We start from the raw sequence: 16,486 nt of genomic DNA on the forward strand, positions 1-16,486 counted from the left end.
CAGGCAGCGCGGGCCCCGGCTCCTGCCCCGGTCACTCGAACACCTCAAGGCCACCCTTGATGCGATCGGGGCCGAGGCCGATCGGCAGCTCGATACCCCCACCCCGACTCACTGACGGCGCGCCCGCGGGCAGGCGGTCGGCGGGCTCAGTCCAGCCCGTGCACCAGACGGGCGATGTTGTGGACTTCGTAGGCACGTCTTTCCAGGCCGATCGCGTACTGCTGCGCCTCGTCACTGCCTTGGGACAGCAATAGGCCGGATATGCCGAGCAGGCGTGCACTGCCCAGGCAGGCCACGTCCAGAGCGAGGGAGAGCATCTCGGGGGAGATGTCGTGTGCGGACAGAACGTCTTCGCGATAGCGGGTCATGTGGACGATGCCGACGGGAGTGCTGTGCGTGACTTGGCTGAGGAGCGAGTAGGCCACGGGAAGCCAGCCCGGCTCGGGATAGGGCGTCCCCATCAGCAGGAGCATCTTGTCGATCGACGGCAGCGGCTGACGACCCTTGGTGATCGTCTCCGGCCCCTCGACGACGCCATCGGGCGTCTTCAGCAGCCTGGTGGCTGCGGCGAGGGCAACGCCGTTGCCGGCGAACGTGGCGATCGCGTTCTTCTTCTTCGCCCGGAACTCGTCGAAGTACTGGGTGGACCGCTGCACGAACGCGTCCTCGTCGTGCAGGTCCTGGGTCAGCCAGGTGAAACGGGCCGCTTCCTCCAGGAGCATCCGCGCGGCGAACACGGTTGATACAGCGGCATGATCGTCGAAGGTGTTCATCACGGTGGAGAACGTGGAATGGGCACCGCCGTAGGCCAGAACACTTGCTAGCTTGGGATCACCATGAGCCCACGGATTGACGGTCCAGCTGCCGACGAACTCCTCGTACTGGCGGACCGCGCGGATGACCGGACCGGCATGCAGAACGTCCGGCAGCACCTCGTGATGCGCCACCAGGGTCTCGGGCCGCAGACGCCGCGTCCGTACCTTTGTCCTGACCTTCGGATTGACTACCGCCTGGGGCTTGGGGTCGCCCAGGCCGTGTACCATGCTTGCCGCCGTGACGACATCCTCGGTCAGCCGCATCAGTGTGCCCAGGAAGCCTGCCTGCCCGATTTCCGGTGGCCAGCACTCCGGAGCCGCCGCGCAGACGCCGAGAAGGGTGACGGTGACTCCGACGGCAGCTACATGCATGAATAGCGCCTCGTGATCGGCTCGCAGATCATGCCCGGCGGCACCGCCGGCGGCCAGACTGCTCTGCAATCCCAACAGGTTGCCATGACCGGCGTGCGCCAGCACCATCACCGCCCCACGCAGACCGGATACGGCTAGCAAGCCCCGGGCGGCATCCAACAGGTCCTCGACACCTCCGCCGAGCAGCGAGGTCGGCGCGTGCCGGGTGGGGGTGGTGGAGAGGAACAGATCCAAGAGCTCGGTGCCATCAGGAAGCGCCGGTGCCGCAAGTGCTTCCAGGGATGCCCCCGTCAGGTCGGTGACGCCGTCCAGTGGAACGAACCAGCGGGCCAAGTTGGGGCAGGTCGCATCGTGGGTGGCCAGATATCCGCAGATCCGGTTGCGTTCCTGAAGCATGCTATCCAGCAGACCCGGCCGCCTCTCAGCAGGCGATTGGGCAATCCACTGCCACAGCAGACCGTCGTCGAACAGGCTGCGGGCTATGGCCCCCACGACGGTGCCGCCGATCCCCGAACCCAGCAGAGAGTCCGCGCAGGCGTACCGCCATCGCGCGTAGGGGAACGCAGCCTCGGTGAGGAACTGGTCGGCCGGCCCATCGAAGTGGAACACCGCGGGCAGCGTGTCCAGATGAAACCGCAAGGCTCGAGTCGCGGCCCGCAAGGATGCCAGCGACGGGTCGATCTCCCGCCCGTCCGGCCAGGTCCCCTCCGTCCCGGACCACTTCTCGCTCACCGCTGCCTCCTATCTGCCGCCACTGTCCCCGCGTCCCGCCGAGATTGTCCCCCCAGGTGTGCAGTCGACTGGAACCTTGAGCCGTGCCGCACGGGGTGCATGGTGGGGGCGACGAGGATCGAGAGTCCATGGCCGTGCCCAGTCAGAGGAGGGCCGATCGACCACGCCTCCGAACGACCGCGGCTCGTAGAGATCCGCGACAACCTCCTTGCCCGAATCCTGGAAGCCGGACGAGAGGGCGGGCTCGGTGAGATCGAAGGACTGCAGAGCAGTCTGACCCACGCCGAGGAGACTCGCTTAACTCGACGTGCAGATCACCCGGCAGTAGGAAGCTGTTGTCGTCAGCGTCGGACTTCGCGCAGGGCGCGCAGCAGGCCGGGCGCACGGTCGGCGAGCAGGTCGACGAGGGCTGTCGTGTGGGCATGTGCCGTGCTGACGAACTGGCCGAATTGCACGGCGAGCTGGGCGACGGTGTTGGCGCGGTGCAGGTACGCCGAGCCGACTGGAGCGCGCTGGTGTGGCAGGATCCTGCAGCGACGATCGCGTGTGCACGCCGGCCCGGCTGGATTGAGCACCACGGCCTCGATGTCGACCACGCCCCTGGGCATTGCCGTGATCGCGATCTGTGCAGCGGGCCGCCGCATCCCGCCGCCCGGCCGCGCTCCCCGCGCCCAGCATCCCGCGCTGGAGCACCACCCGCCGACCGGCCCTGCCCGGCCCTCGCCGGTAGGACCACCCGGACCCCGACCGGAGACCCCACTTGCCTCTGCAGGCTGCCGGTTCGGCGACGAAGTAGAAATCGGGGTCGCCGTGGCTGACGAAGACGGTGGTCAGCTTCTTGCCGAAGTCGAGGATCTCTGCGGCCAGGCGGCGGCCGTCGGCGCTGTGAAGGCGGTGCCGACGAGCAGCGGCTCCTGCACACCGGTGACGAGTGTGGCGGTCTTGTTCTTGCTGTCGGTCGGGAGGCGAGGTCGAGGACCTTGAAGGAGAGGGTGCTCATGCGGGGCCTCCGGGAGGGGATGGAAATTCAGTGGCTGAATTTCAGTGAGTGAGGGCGGTGATCAGGGCGCGGTGTCGAGGGTCGCCAGGCGCCGGTCGATCTCGTCGGCGGTGGCGTGGCCATGGGCCAGGGTGGCGACTCGGTCGCTGTCCGCGGCGTGGGACGCCCACCGGCCCTGGGAACGCCGCACCGAAATCCGCCGCAGGAATGACTGCAGATGGACGCTGGTCGTCTGATGCCTCAGCAGCAACGCCCCTTGTTATGGGGACGCCGCCAAGGGCCTGATCAGTAAGGCTCTGGCCTCTTGGAATGGCGGCTGAAGGTGCTGTTCCGAAGGGCGCTGCACCGCCCGTTGACCAAGAGGTGCTCACGGCCGACAACGGCTGAGTTGATGGCGCGGCTGTCCCGTGCCGCTCCCGTGCCGCTTTCGCCTCGTCCGAATAGCAAGGTCGAGCAAGCCTTGTCCGGGCTTCGTCGCGGAAGATGTCCGAGCCGTTCGCACGGGCGGTTACGGCTGGCGCACGGCGGTGCCCAGAATGCGTGCGAGTCCGACCTCCAGGGGGATCTGCGGGGTCCAGCCGAGGGCTTTCTCGGCCGCCGTCACGTCCAGGCAGATGTCTGTACGGTCGAAGCTCCTGGCAGGCCGGCGCTGTACCGGAATGCTGTGCCCGGCGGCGAGTTCGAAGCACCGGTAGAGCTCGTTCAGTCCCACCGGAACGCCCGAGCCGATGTTCAGTGTGGTGGGCGTCCGGGCGGCACGGAGCTGGGCGGCGCGCCGATGGACCGCGAGCAGTGCCTCGACGGCGTCCTCCACGTGCAGGTAGTCCCTGCTTGAGTGGCCGAAGAGGGTGAGCGGTGCGCCCTCGCGCACTGCCTTGACCCAGTGCGCGATCACCCCGCACCCCCGGCGCGGGACCTGACGGGGACCGTAGAGGTTGGAGAACCGGATGATCACCGGGGTGATCCATTCCACCGCCGTCAACGCGCGCTCCTGGGCGAGTTTCGCGGCTCCGTACGCCGAGACCGGCAGGGTTGGCGCATCCTCGCGGAACGGCTGCGGGGCATCGGGCGCGTACACGGTGCCGCCCGAGCTGGCGAGCACGACCAAGGGGCGGTGGGTGGTCTTTCTGACACTCCACAAGAGCATCTGGAGATTCCAGAGGTCCGCCTTGGCCAGATCCGGCCGCTCCTCCGCCAGCGCGGGGGTTGCGCTGCCCGCCAAGTAATAGATCGTCTCGGCTTTCAGCAGTTCCCGGTGCACGCTGCCCAGGGGGGCGAACGGTTTATCCCGAGTGAAACCGAAAGTGCGTATGCCGACGGATGCGAGGCCACGGCAGAGATGGCTCCCGATGAAGCCGGAAGCACCCACGACAGCAGCTGTCCCGGCCGTCCCGGCTGTCCGCGATAAGGCAGGGACTTGCCCATTCATGTTCACCATGCACGATCCCCTCGATCTTCGACGAGCTCCTTTCAAAGAGGGTACGTGCGGTCACCGTATTTCTCACCGGGGAGCGACCTGACTTTCTGCACAGGCTCAATTCTGCTGTGCAGATGGAAGTTTGACACCCGACTGGACGCGCCAGTACCAATACTCTTGATCCGCACGCCCGAAGGAGGCTGCAATGAAGGGCGCCATCATTGGATTCGGCACCATCGCCATGGGGCACATGGTCGGATACTCCAGGGTCGATGAATTGACCATCACCGCCGTGCTGGACGTTTCGAAGGAACGCCGAGATCACGTGGAGAACACGTACGGCCTGCCCGCCTACAGCGACTTCGAAAGCCTCGTCGCGAACGAGGACCTGGACTTCATCGACATCTGCACTCCGCCCGGCAGCCACGCCGGGTATTCCGAGCTGGGCCTAGCGAACGGTCTTCACGTTCTGTGCGAGAAACCGGTCTTCCTGCCCGACGAGGACGGCGGCTACCGGAAACAGATGGAACTGATACGAGCGACCGACCGGGTCTACTACCCGTGCCACGTCTACAAGTTCGCGCCCGTACTGGCCTCGCTGAAGCAGCACATCCAGAACCCCGGGTTCGGGAAGGTGCTCGGCGCGAACTTCCGGACACTGCGCTCCGGGCACGCCAAGGGCGTCCCGGAGTGGCGGACGCACTGGCGGCGCGAGTTCGAGACGTCACGGGGTGGCATCCTGCGCGACCACGGCCCCCACAGCATCTATCTCGCCATGAATCTGACGGGTTGCACACCCCGCTCGGTGTCCTGCCTCACCGGCCGCATGCGGGAAGGGGACCCCTACCGGGACACCGAGGATTCGGCACTGCTGCGGATGCGTTGCGACGACGGCGTGGAGATCGCGATGACCCTGTCGTGGGCTGCCGGGCACCGCAGCACCGGCTACTCCGTCATCGGCAGCGCCGGTTCCGTGGTGGTCGACGGGGACGAACTCACCGCCACCGCCGGCGGGGACGTGCTGCGGACCACTGTCGAGTCCGGGTTCGACGACCCGACGCACAAGGAGTGGTTCCCCAGCATGCTGCGGGACTTCCTGGCCATGACCGCCGAACGCGGGCACCAGACAGAGCTGATCAGGGAAGCGCTCACCACGTCGTTCGTGATCGACGCGGCGTACGCCTCGGCGGCCGACGAGGGCCGCTGGACCGACTGCGAGGTGCCCGAGGAACTGCTTTCGGTGCCACCGGCGGTTGCCGCCTGAGGCACGGTCGGCCCCCACGACCGGGGCGGGTGATGTGCGCGCCCCGGTCGTAGCCGGTTCAGTCCAGGATCGGCGCGCCGTTCCGGTCGGCGGAGAACATCGCGCGCACGTGCTGCTCCAGTCCTCGGTCGCGCTCGATGCCGATCCACCGCCTGCCCAGCCGCTCGGCTGCGAAACAGGTGGCTCCGGTACCGGCGAACGGGTCGAGGACCAGCCCCCCGGGCCAGGTCAGCAGTTCAACGAACAGCTCGGGGACGGCCGTCGGCCAGCGGTCCCCGTACGGCTCCAGCCCCAGTCGGGCCAGCGTCTGCTCGTACGCCTGGTCCCAGATACCCGACGTATCGAATTCCAGGAGGTTGCCGCGTACGACCTTGCCCCGGTCGCCGCGCCCCAGCGCCTCGACGTCGTAATGGACGTCGTAAGTCCTGGCCATGACCCAGATGGGCGTGACCGAGTCGGCGGCCCGGGGCGCGCCGCCGGGCTCCGGCTGGAGCAACTGCGGGTTGTAGTAGTAGTAGTCCTGCACGAGCCGCCATCCCGAGGCGGCCAGTGCCCGCAGCGCGGACGCGTGCTGCACCGCCTTTCCGGGCCCGTCCGAGAGCCAGATGCCGCCCAGCTCGAACGCGACGCAGCCTGAGGGACGCAGGACGCGCTGGAACTGCTGGAAGAAGGGCTCGATCCATTCGACGAAAGCGTCGCCCGTGCGGCCCTCGTCGGCTATCAGCTCGCCGCCCTCGAAGGGCGGCGAGCAGACCACGGCGTCCACACTGGCGTCGGGGATGGCCTCCATCAGTTGCAGGCTGTCCCCCCAGTGGAAGGCGCCGTGGTCGGCTTCCAAGGGGCAGCGGTCTTCGGTCGTGGTCGGCTCAGTCACGAGGATGTGGTCCCTTCCGGTGAAGCGTCGGCAAGGCCGGGTCCCAGGCCTCCCCGGTCGCGGGGCGGCGGTCATTCGGGGGCCCAGGAGATGGCATCCCGCTCCGCGGGCGCGACGGTCTCGGCACTGTTGGAGTAGCCGCCCAGGTAGTAGTTGAGGGTCGCCCGGCCGGTGGCGATGATCGGCTCGCCACGCTCGTTCAGCCGGTAGAAGAGCTTGTCGTCCTCGCTCACGAGGTTCTGGGCGTCGGTGGCCGAGAAGTGCTCGTCGAACGGCACCTCCAGCAGCAGTTGGCGATCGAGCAGCCAGGCGCTGGTGTCCACGGGGACTTCCAGGGCGTCGGGCCGGTGCCGGATGACGTTGGAACCCGGCTCGCAGATCCCCCGGGCCGCGAGCTCCCGGTAGGTGGCCTCGGCCTCGGCGGTGCTGTTCGCCCAAGGCCAGCGGGGCTCGCGATAGGGCGTGCCGTCCGTGTGCAGCAGGCTCACGTCGCTGAAGGCCGCGCGGGTCCGGTGTTCCCGCACGCAGCTGAGCAGGCTGTGGAGGTGGTCGGGGTCCCACTCGTTGTCGTCGTCGAGGAAGGCGACCCACGTGCTGGAGGCGTGACGCACGCCCATGTTCCGCAGCCGGGAGGCGCGGCCGGGGCCCGAAGTCTCGTGCGGTTCACGGGGGACGTACCGGATGTCGCACAGGGGGAAGTCCGTGGCGACCTCATCCAGAGTGGTCTGGATCTCCCGGTTGTCGTCGATCAGCACCAGGTGGCGGACGGTCACGCCGGCTCGCTGGGCACGCACGCTGCGCATCGCCCGCTGGACCTGTACGGGTCGGTAGCGGGTCAGAGTGACGACGGTGACGCTTTCTTCGGATCGTGACTGTTCGCCCATGGTCAGCCTGCCTCTCGGGAGACGAAGGAGGACGAGTCGACGCAACCGTCGTCTGCGGCGATGTCGCTCTTGCACAGCTCGAGGAATTCGACATCGATCAGCTCCTCCAGCTTCTGCTGCGGCCGCCATGCGTCGCGGGGCAGCTCGGTGTGCTGGTGCAGCGTGCCGACGCTGCCCAGGCAGTTCCCGCAGGCGCGCAACGGCTTGGCGCGGGTGAGGAACTGGTGCAGCCGGTCCAGGAAGCCGGGGTCGTCCGCGATCTCAAGGCCGTCCTCATGGGGGTCCCAGCCGCCGTTCTCCAGCTTCTGCGGCATGAACAGGCTCTGCGGGCAGCGGTAGAGCCAGCCGTCGAACACCGTGTGCGAACGCCAGTAGTGGGCGAGTTTGCAGGTGTCGAACACGTCCTGCACCAGCGACCGCGAGTCGGTGCCGGTCTCCGAGTAGATCTGACGGAAGTGCCCGTAATGATTGATCAGCAGGGACACGTCGTGGTCCCGGGCCATGCCCTGGTAGCGATCGATCTGTTCGGAGGTGAGGGGGCGGCTGGGGTAGACCGAGATCTCGAGGGAGTCCACGATCCGCCAGAACTCCTCGCGGGCTCGGTCCAGCAGGGTGCCGTTGGTCGCCACGAGGACGGTGTCCGAGACCCCGCTCGCACGCACCGCCTCGATCAGTCCGACGATGTCCGGGTGCAGCAGTGGCTCACCGCCCATGATCTTGGCGTAGGACGCGCGGTAGTTCCCGGCGAGGACGGTGAGGATGTCGTGTGTCTCCGCTGGATCGGCGTTCTCCCTGCGGAAGAGCGGCGAGAGGTGCGCGCATGACTTGCATCGCATGTTGCACTGCAAGCTCGCGTTGATTTCGATGCCTTCCGGATTGATCACCTTTCCGTCTTCCACGTGCACGTTCATCGCATGGCTCCCTTCGGCCCGTCTTGAAGCCTGTCGATGTTCCGCACCACCTTCTCGACCGCGGTCGCGATCGCCTCCATGTCCTCCGCAGAGCCGAGCAGGGCCTGGTGAAGGAAGGCGAAGCAGGTGTGGAAGGCGGCGGTGGCGGCCGGCAGCGGGAACCGCGCGGGGTCCAGATCCTCCCGGACAGCCGTTGAGCGAGGCGTGCGGGGCGATTTGAGCGGGCCGTAGAGCGGGTTCGCGTTCAGCGGTGCGTCGAGGGTCTCGAAGAACATGCCCAGCTCGGCGGCCATCGCGTCGGCCACGCGGCCCACCGGAACCGGGCCGAGGAGGTCGGAGTCCAGCCGGATGACGTAGTCGTAGTAGGTGCGCCGCGTGAGCCCGGCCGGGGCCGGCACGGTCGACACGCCGGGTATGTGTTCCAACAGTCCGTTCAGGATGTGCGCGTTGCCGCTCCGTATCTCGCTCTGCGCGTCCAGGTAGTCGAGCTGGCTGAGGGCAACGGCGGCGTGGAACTCGGACATCGCGTGGTTGTGTCCCTCGAAGGTGCCGATGTCCTCCAGTTCGAGCTGGTGGAGGACCGGCCGCGCGGCCCAGCGCCGGCCGTTGGCCCGGTACTGCTGGAGCCGGTCGTAGAGGTCGTCGTCGGAGGTGATCGCGACGCCGCCCTCGCCGCTGGTGAGGACCTTGGTCTGCTGGAGGCTGAACACGCCGATGGTGCCGTACGTGCCGACCTTGCGGCCCTTCCACTCGGCGCCGTGCGCCTGGGAGCAGTCCTCGATGAGGGGGATGCCGGTGCTCCTGGAGAGTTCGAGGAACGCGTCGATGTCGGCGCCGGAGCAGTAGGCGTGCACGACGAGTATGGCCACGGTCCGGTCGGTCACCGCTGCCTTCGCCGCGTCGGCGCTGATGCTGAGCGTCTCGGGGTCAACGTCTACCAGGACCGGTGTGGCACCCAGCGCGGCCGCGGAAGAGGCGCAGGCCACCCAGGTCAGGCCGGGGACGATCACCTCGGTGCCGGGCCCGGCACCCAGCGCCTCCATGGCGATGGTGAGCGCGGCGGAGCCGTTGGTGGTGGGCACCGCGTACGGCACCTGGTGGTATGAGGCGAAGGCGTCGGCGAAACGGCGCTCGAAGCTCGGCGTACCGGTGTAGGCGCCGCTGATCGCCCAACGCCTGGACGTCGCTGCCTCTTTGAGCATGGTGAGGGTGGCTTCCGGCGCCTGCGGCCAGGCGGGCCAGCCGCCGTCGTGGACCGGAGTCCCGCCGTGCAGCGCCAACGGAGAGCGTCGTGCGGGCATCATGTTTCTCCCTGGGTGGGTGGGGCCAGGCTTGGTCAGTGGGACGCGGGTAGCGAGCGCGATGCGGTGGGCGGGGTCTTGCTGAGCTGGTCCTGGCGCGCGGACTCCAGCTCGCGCAGAAGTTCGTCGCCGCGTGTGGGGTCCTGGGCGAAGGAAACGAACGCCGACATGCCGACGTTCGCGAGTTCCCAGGGCGTGTCGAGGTCGTAGAACTGGCTCAGGTGGTCGGCTCCCCGGAGGATCTCCATGCCCTTGGCCACGTGCCGCCCTCCCCGCTCGGTGTCCACGTCGGTACGGGTGGGCAGGGTGGAAAGCCGTTCGATGGTCAGCTGCTGCACGTGCCGCGAGCCCAGGTGGGCAAGGAAGCGGGTGGCCTCGGCGGGTGAGGCGGAGTTCGCGGGCACGAAGTACCCGTCGACGGGAGTGTCCTCCCCGATGGGCAGGTCCGGGTGAATGAGCGGGAAGCGGAAGAAGTCGATGTCCGGCTCCCCCGGCGGCGTGAACTCATCGGTGGTGTACGCGCCGGTGAGCGTCATGCCCGCCTCGCCGCGCAGGACGGCGGCGACTGCCTCTTCCTCGTCGTATCCGCCCGGGTCGCCGAGGAAGTACCCCTGCTCGATCAGTTCTCGCCAGAAGGCGAACACCCGGCGGATCCGGTCGTCCGTATACGGGATGCGCAGCGTCATCAGGGCTTCGTGCACGTCGGGCCCGTTGAGCCGCATGTTGAGGTAGTCGAACCAGGCCGCGGCCGGACAGCGGTGGCGGGCGCCGAGCGCGAAGGGGGTGACTCCAGATGCGGTGAGATTCCGGCAGGCAGCGGTGAGGTCGTCCCAGGTGGTGACGGGGTCGGTGATGCCCGCTGCGGCGAAGACCGAGGGGCGGTAGTAGACCGCCCACCAGTAGTGCGAGGTCGGCAGGAAGGACGAGGGCCCCATGCCTCCGGCCATGTTGCGGAACCGTGGCAGGTAGACGTGGTCGAACCCCTCGGTCTTCCACATGGCGGAGACGTCGAGCATCAGGCCCTGGTCCACCATGGAGTCCATCCGGTTGCCCGCGAACCAGGTCATGACGTCGGCGGACGGGGCTCCGGTAAGGCAGGTGCGCATCTCGTCGCGCAGTTCCTCGTGGTCGAGCACCGTCAGGCTGACAGGGGTGTCGGAGTGCCGCTCGTTCCAGTCGGCGACGACGCGGTCGGCGAGGCCCCGCATGAGGGGCGAGGTGTGGTCGGTGAGGAAGGTCAGTGCCACGCGGTTCAACTCCCGGGGTCGGTGCGGTGCGCTCTCCGCCTTCAGGACGGTGCGGCCGTGCTGCCGAGAATGCGGTGGAAAAGGCCGGCCGCCTCTGCCGCCTCCCGGCCGAAGTCTGCGAACTCGTCCTCGACGGTCAGCCCGCCGTCGTGACCGGCGGCCAGCAGCGCCGTGACGAACTCCCGCTGTGTTTCCTCCCGAAAGTCGCCGCTGCCGCGCGGCACCGCGGAGGTGTGCGCGTGCGCGATGGCACTGCCCGCGGCAGCGACCTCCGTACGGACGTGGAGTCCTTCGCTGACGAGGTGGAAGCAGTCGGCGGTGATCCGTACGCCGGCGCCGTCAACCGCTTCCACGACGGTGCGGGCCTCGGTGCACGAGTTGACGAGGTTCGTCTCCGTGCTGTTCAGATGCTCAAGGGCGACCGTCATGGCGCGCTCGGCGCACACGTCCCGCGCCGCGACGAGAAAGTCCCGGAACTGCCGGCCGGCCTCCTCGGTCGGGAAGCCTCGAGGCACGTCCCTGGCCTGTCCGCTGCCGAGCACGACGGTGCCCACGCCGAGCGCGGCGCCCCGATCGCACATGTCGCGGAAGACGCTCAGTGCCCTCGCGTGGTCGGCATCCGGGCCCACCACCCGGCACCCGTACCGCCGGGGCAGCGGTGAGGTCATGGCCTTGAAAGGCAGCCCGGTGCGCTGTAGGCGGGCGGTCAGGGCCGGCAGATCGTCCCTCGGGACGCAGAGCATGTCGCCCTTCACCTCGCCGTAGTCGAACGCGAGACCGGCGGCGTGCTCGGCCTCCTCGGCGCTCCGTACGACACAGCCCAGTTCCATGGGCGCTCTCCCCTCGTTCGTCGTGGTCACAGACGGCTGATGGCGGGGGCCATCGACCGGAAGGCGCCCTCGAACGCGGCCAGGCCCTCTTCGAGGTGGTGCGGCGGGATGCTGAGCGGTGGATAGAGCCGAATCCTGCTGTCGTATGCCATCGCCAGGACGCCCCGGGCCATGAGTTGCCGGAAGAGCCGCCGGGTCAGGTCCTTGGGGAGCGGGCGACGGGTCGCCGGGTGCACCAGCTCGACGCCGATCATCAGGCCGGCGTTGTCCGCGTTGCCCACGAAGGGGAACTCCTCCCGCCACGCGGCCAGGCGGTCCGCCACCAACTTTCCAAGTTCCCGGGAGCGTTCGGGCAACCGTTCGTCCAGCAGGACCCGCAAGGTGGCCAGCGAGGCGGCGCTGGCCAGCGGGTTGCCGCCGAAGGTCGACGCCGCGGCACTCGGTACGGCGAAGGAGGTGCCCTCGGCCAGTCCCGGCCTGCTGACGATGGCGCTCGCGGGCATGCCGGACGCCATCGCTTTGCCGAGCACGACGATGTCGGGCGCGATGCCGGGGTCGTGCTCGAAGGCGAACAGGGCGCCCGTCCGTCCGAAGCCGGTGATGACCTCGTCCAGAATCAGCAACGCGTCGTGCCGGTCGGCCAAGTGACGCAGCGCGCGCAGATACCCCTCGGGCGGGACGATGTTCCCGTTCGTGCCCTGTACCGGCTCCACGATGACCGCTGCCAGGTCCCCGACGGAGGCGTTGGCAAGGGACTGCTCGGCGAGGTCGACACATCGTTGGCCGCATCCGGGGTGTTCCAACTGGAGCGGGCAGTGGCGACAGTCGGCGTAGGGCGCCTGGTGCGATCCGGGCGGGAAGGGGCCGGAGCCGTGCTTGCGCGGCCCGCCGTGCAGGCTCAGCGCACCCTGGGTCTTACCGTGGAAGCCGCCCCAGAAACTGAGGATCTCCTGCTTGCCGGTGGCGGCTCTGGCGAGCTTCACCGCCGCCTCGACCGCCTCACTGCCGGTCGAGAACATGTGGATGCCCCTGAGCTGTTCGGGGAGTTGGGAGGCGAGGAGAGCGTAGTACCGGGACCGTGCGTCGGTGTAGAACGTCCCCACCGCGCACTTGCTCAGTTGCGCGTTCAGCTCTTCCAGGAACCGGGGATGGGAGTGGCCGATGTTACTGACACCCACCCCGGTGAAGAAGTCGATGTAGCGCTTGCCGTCCGTGTCCCAGACCTCGGCGTTGACCGCGCGATCGACGACGATGCCCGCGAGGTCGGTCATTGACTGGCTGCCGGGCAGCCTGTGCCGCTTCTCCAGCTCGATGATGTGCTCCGTGGACGGGAGCGTGACGCTGTGACTCACGTTGTATCCCCTTCTGCGGGCATGGCTCAGCCCCGGCTCGTCTTCGTCTCTCCGCCGAGCCCGGGGGGATCGAAGGCCGCGAAGATCTGCTGGAGGACCGCGATGTCCGTGCGAGCGTCCGATACGTCGGTGAGCGGTCGGACCCCGCTCACCACACATTCGTGGAAGGCCAGCAGTTCCTCACGGAACGCCTCGGCGTGCGACACCTCGACCCGCTCCTCCACCAGCGCGCCATTCTCCATGCGCTGTGCGACGACGGGTGTCGGCCGGTGTTTGAGGAACGGCGACGGGAACTGCACACGCACCCGCTCGGCCGAGGAGAACACTGCGATTTCCTCGAAGTAGTCCCGTACCTCGGCCAGATACGTCCAGGTGTACGCGGTGCGAAGATTTCCGGTGTGTCGCAGGACGGTGGTGACGGAGGGAAACTCCGAATCTGCCGGCCAGATGTGCGTGAAGAGCACATCCGTCGGCTCTCCGGCGAGGGACCGCAGCGCGTTGATGTCGTGCACCATGCTGCCCAGGAACACATCGTGATAGACGAAGCGCAACGCGTCGGAAATCCCGCCCACGGCTTCGTCGAGCAGCTCTTCCTGAGCCCGTTCCACCCGCTGTGCGACCGCCTGGGGTATGTCGCCGAAACGCTGCACCCCGTGAATGTCTATGTACTGGTCCTCGCTCGGGTGCAGCGTGTTGATCTGCACGTACCGAGGCTCCCGCATCGCGCGGACGAGCCGCTCCCCGTGCCGGAAGCCGGGGTCGAAACGCTTCATGTACGCGACCATCAGCCGCACTCCGGACCTGCTCACAGCGGCCTCGATCTCGTCCGCCTCGCGCAAGGTGAAGCACAGCGGCTTCTCCACCAGAATGTGCTTGCCCGCCTCTGCGGCGGCCAGGACCTGCGGGGCGTGACTGCCGCCGCTGAGCACCAGAACGGCGTCCACATCGGTCTCCAGCAATCCCCGGTAATCCAGGAACCTGCGGGCCGGTGGTACGCCGTACTGGTCACCGAGCAGATCGAGCAGACCGGGCGAAAGGTCGCTGAGCGCGGATATCTCGAATTGCTCGGAAAGGCTTTGGAGATAGGGCAGGTGCATGATCTGGGCAACGGTGCCACAACCGATCACACCTATGCGTATGCGCTCTGTTTCTGACACGGCACCAACTTAGGACGTCGGGTCATCGGGAGAACCGTGGAAAGCACGGTGAATGCCCTGACAGGGCCTCGGGAAACGGGATGGTGATACCTTCACACGGAAATCAAGACGCTACAAGGGGGTGCAATGAACGCCTCGCACAGTTCCTTTGACCACGGCGCGCTGATAGAACTCGCCGTCTTCGCAGCGCGGGAAGCGGGGGAAATCCTGCTGAGCGCACCGGCGGACGGGCCCGTACAGGCGGAGGCGAAAGCGTCACCCACTGACCTGGTGACCGCATTCGACCGCAGGAGCGAGGACCGCATCGTCGAACTGCTGACAGCGCACCGGCCTGACGACGGGATCCTCGGCGAGGAGGGCGGAGAGCGGCCGGGTACCTCGGGCGTGCGCTGGGTGATCGATCCACTTGACGGTACCGGCAACTTCGTCAGCCGCAATCCGGCGTTCGTCGTCTCCCTCGCCGCCGAAGTGGAAGGTGCCGGTGTCGTGGGTGTGGTGCACGACCCTTCCCGCCAGGAGACCTTCAGCGCCGTACGCGGTGAAGGAGCCCGCCTCAACGGCCGGCCTTTGCGCGTGTCCGCCCCCACCGCGCTCCGGGAGGCCCTGTTGTCCACCGGCTTCAGCAGCAACCTCACGGTGCGCGCGAAGCAGGCCGCGCTGGCCGCGCGCGTCATGGGCCACGTCCGGGACATCCGCAGCAGCGGATCAGCGGCGATGGACCTGTGCTGGGTGGCGGCCGGCCGCCTCGGCGCCTACTACGAGGGCGACACCCGGCACTGGGACCGCGCCGCCGGAGCCCTGATCGCGAGCGAGGCGGGTGCGTGGGTCGGCGACGCCGACGGCGGTCCCGCGAGCGACCGGATGGTCATCGCCTGCCCACCGGCCCTGGTGGGAGAGCTCCGCGCGCTCCTCGGACCCGAATGACCGCGCGTCCCCGACCCGCCGCCCGGTGCGCACGGCGCACCGACGCACCGGCCTCCTTATGACGTGGTGTGACAACGACGACCCAAGGTGACGCAATGCCAGAACGCCCGGGCCGCACTGCCGGCCCGTACGCGAACCACCCGCCTGCCCACCACACCGACCGTGAACGCCGTTACGGCTACCGGCTGTTCCTCGGCTCGCACGTCCTCAACGAGACCGGCGCCGCCGCCACCCTGGTCGTGCTCCCGCTCACCGCCGCACTCTCCTTGGGCGCGGAGGCCTGGGAGATGGCTCTCTTACAGACGTTCTACTTCATGCCCTACTTGGTGTTCGGCCTGCTCGCCGGAGCGATCGTCGAGCGGTTGCGGCCGCGCCGGGTCATGATCGGCACGGATCTGCTGCGGTTCGCCGCCTTGATGTCGCTGCCGGCCTCCTGGGCGATCGACGCGCTCTTTCTGCCCCACCTCTACGCCGTGGCCCTGCTGCTCGGCTGCGCCCAGTTGTTCGGCGACATCGCCGACCACAGTTACCTGCCGCAGCTGATGGTCAAGGACCGCCTCTTCCGGAGCAACAGCAACCTCCAAATGATCCGAGCCACGGCGGAGTTGGGCGGTCCAGGACTGGGCGGCGTGTGTGTGCAGTGGCTCGGTACGCACCTCGCGGTGGCGGCCAACGGGCTGGCCTCGGCGCTTTCGGCACTGCTGCTGTGGCGTATCCCGGTGCCCGACGCCAAGCCGCCCGAGCCCTCTCACGGGCTGGCCCGACAGACGTGGCAGGGCATCAGAATCCTGCTGCGGCATCCGGTCCTGCGGTTGCTCGCGCTCTCGGCGAGTGCGAACAACCTGATCCTTTCGGCCACGCTGTCCTTGGACGTCGTATTCCTGAACAGCGTCGTCGGGGTGGCTCCGGGGCTCGTCGGCTTCCTACTGGCCGCGGGTGCCGTGGGCGCCCTGATCGGCGCGTGGCTGGCCCCCCGTCTGACCACGGCGCTGGGTGCCGGCCGCACCGCGGTGCTCGCGGTCCCGGTCGTGGCTCCCTTCATGTTCCTGATCCCGCTATCGGGCGACGGCTGGCGGGTCACGGCGTTCGTCCTGGGACAGATCGCGATCAGTACCGGAATCACGGTCTTCAACATCATGCAGGTCACGTATCGCCAGCAGGTGTGCCCGCCGAGTCTGCTCAGCCGGATGACGGCGATGTTCCGCTTCGCCGTGTGGGGCGCCGCCCCACTCGGTGCGACGGCAGGGGGTGCGCTCGCCGCCTCCGTGGGGGTGTGCCAGGCCCTGTGGATCCTGGCAGGCGCTCTGGTGGTGGTCGCTCCCATGCTGTTGTGTTCGCCGCTGCGGCGCATGCGGGAATTCGATGAATATCCATTCATGAACGACCGGACGAGCTGTTAGCGTTCC

General features: G+C 68.1%; 14 protein-coding genes and 2 pseudogenes. 3 read left to right on the forward strand and 13 right to left on the reverse strand.

All coding sequences use genetic code 11. The features are described 5' to 3' along the window. Positions 1-146 precede the first annotated feature (146 nt). The 5 genes and pseudogenes from ACFT4A_RS06305 to ACFT4A_RS06325 form a co-directional block, all read right to left on the reverse strand. On the reverse strand, positions 147-1,919 hold the full coding sequence (locus ACFT4A_RS06305; RefSeq protein ID WP_382826436.1) for a hypothetical protein: 1,773 nt from the start codon (positions 1,917-1,919) through the stop codon (positions 147-149). Between the two features lie 353 nt (positions 1,920-2,272). After that, positions 2,273-2,461 (reverse strand): annotated as a pseudogene (locus ACFT4A_RS06310) (IS5/IS1182 family transposase); the annotation flags it as partial. A gap of 229 nt (positions 2,462-2,690) precedes the next feature. After that, positions 2,691-2,919 (reverse strand): annotated as a pseudogene (locus tag ACFT4A_RS06315) (MBL fold metallo-hydrolase); the annotation flags it as partial. 61 nt (positions 2,920-2,980) lie between these two features. Beyond that, positions 2,981-3,169: a hypothetical protein gene (locus ACFT4A_RS06320; RefSeq protein WP_382826438.1), complete on the reverse strand. Its 189-nt coding sequence runs from the start codon at positions 3,167-3,169 to the stop codon at positions 2,981-2,983. A gap of 258 nt (positions 3,170-3,427) precedes the next feature. Further along, positions 3,428-4,288: an NAD-dependent epimerase/dehydratase family protein gene (locus ACFT4A_RS06325; RefSeq protein WP_382826440.1), complete on the reverse strand. Its 861-nt coding sequence runs from the start codon at positions 4,286-4,288 to the stop codon at positions 3,428-3,430. Positions 4,289-4,541: 253 nt separating this feature from the next. Between ACFT4A_RS06325 and ACFT4A_RS06330 the strand changes: the two genes are divergently transcribed. Next, positions 4,542-5,600, forward strand: coding sequence for a Gfo/Idh/MocA family protein (locus tag ACFT4A_RS06330; protein WP_382826442.1), 1,059 nt, complete (start codon positions 4,542-4,544; stop codon positions 5,598-5,600). 58 nt (positions 5,601-5,658) lie between these two features. On the opposite strand, the gene ACFT4A_RS06335 is transcribed toward ACFT4A_RS06330, so the two are convergent. The 8 genes from ACFT4A_RS06335 to ACFT4A_RS06370 all read right to left on the reverse strand — a co-directional run bounded on the left by ACFT4A_RS06335 (position 5,659) and on the right by ACFT4A_RS06370 (position 14,156). Then, a complete protein-coding gene (locus ACFT4A_RS06335; RefSeq protein WP_382826444.1) occupies positions 5,659-6,474 on the reverse strand; it encodes a DNA-methyltransferase in 816 nt (271 codons plus the stop codon). 71 nt (positions 6,475-6,545) lie between these two features. Continuing rightward, positions 6,546-7,358 carry a glycosyltransferase family 2 protein gene (locus tag ACFT4A_RS06340; RefSeq protein WP_382826446.1) on the reverse strand — a complete coding sequence of 271 codons (813 nt, stop codon included), beginning with the start codon at positions 7,356-7,358 and terminating at the stop codon, positions 6,546-6,548. Positions 7,359-7,360: 2 nt separating this feature from the next. Continuing rightward, on the reverse strand, positions 7,361-8,269 hold the full coding sequence (locus ACFT4A_RS06345; RefSeq protein ID WP_382826448.1) for a radical SAM protein: 909 nt from the start codon (positions 8,267-8,269) through the stop codon (positions 7,361-7,363). Continuing rightward, positions 8,266-9,570 (reverse strand): DegT/DnrJ/EryC1/StrS family aminotransferase, encoded by a 1,305-nt coding sequence (locus tag ACFT4A_RS06350; RefSeq protein WP_382826449.1) that lies wholly within the window; start codon positions 9,568-9,570, stop codon positions 8,266-8,268. The genes ACFT4A_RS06345 and ACFT4A_RS06350 overlap by 4 nt, the downstream gene beginning before the upstream one ends. Positions 9,571-9,605: 35 nt before the next feature. Continuing rightward, positions 9,606-10,817 (reverse strand): ABC transporter substrate-binding protein, encoded by a 1,212-nt coding sequence (locus tag ACFT4A_RS06355; RefSeq protein WP_382826451.1) that lies wholly within the window; start codon positions 10,815-10,817, stop codon positions 9,606-9,608. A gap of 41 nt (positions 10,818-10,858) precedes the next feature. Further along, positions 10,859-11,647 (reverse strand): sugar phosphate isomerase/epimerase family protein, encoded by a 789-nt coding sequence (locus ACFT4A_RS06360; RefSeq protein ID WP_382826453.1) that lies wholly within the window; start codon positions 11,645-11,647, stop codon positions 10,859-10,861. 26 nt (positions 11,648-11,673) lie between these two features. After that, a complete protein-coding gene (locus ACFT4A_RS06365; RefSeq protein WP_382826455.1) occupies positions 11,674-12,999 on the reverse strand; it encodes an aspartate aminotransferase family protein in 1,326 nt (441 codons plus the stop codon). Between the two features lie 26 nt (positions 13,000-13,025). Continuing rightward, complete coding sequence (locus tag ACFT4A_RS06370; protein ID WP_382826457.1) at positions 13,026-14,156, reverse strand: Gfo/Idh/MocA family protein; 1,131 nt, start codon at positions 14,154-14,156, stop codon at positions 13,026-13,028. A 126-nt stretch (positions 14,157-14,282) separates the two neighbouring features. Between ACFT4A_RS06370 and ACFT4A_RS06375 the strand changes: the two genes are divergently transcribed. After that, positions 14,283-15,080, forward strand: a complete 798-nt coding sequence (locus ACFT4A_RS06375) for an inositol monophosphatase family protein (RefSeq protein ID WP_382826459.1) — start codon at positions 14,283-14,285, stop codon at positions 15,078-15,080. Positions 15,081-15,175: 95 nt separating this feature from the next. Beyond that, the gene (locus ACFT4A_RS06380; protein ID WP_382826461.1) at positions 15,176-16,480 is read left to right on the forward strand and encodes an MFS transporter; all 1,305 of its coding nucleotides are present in this window, start codon (positions 15,176-15,178) and stop codon (positions 16,478-16,480) included. Positions 16,481-16,486: the final 6 nt, after the last annotated feature.

The organism is Streptomyces sp. NPDC057099 (genome assembly GCF_042671245.1).
Taxonomy (GTDB): Bacteria; Actinomycetota; Actinomycetes; order Streptomycetales; family Streptomycetaceae; genus Streptomyces; species Streptomyces purpurascens.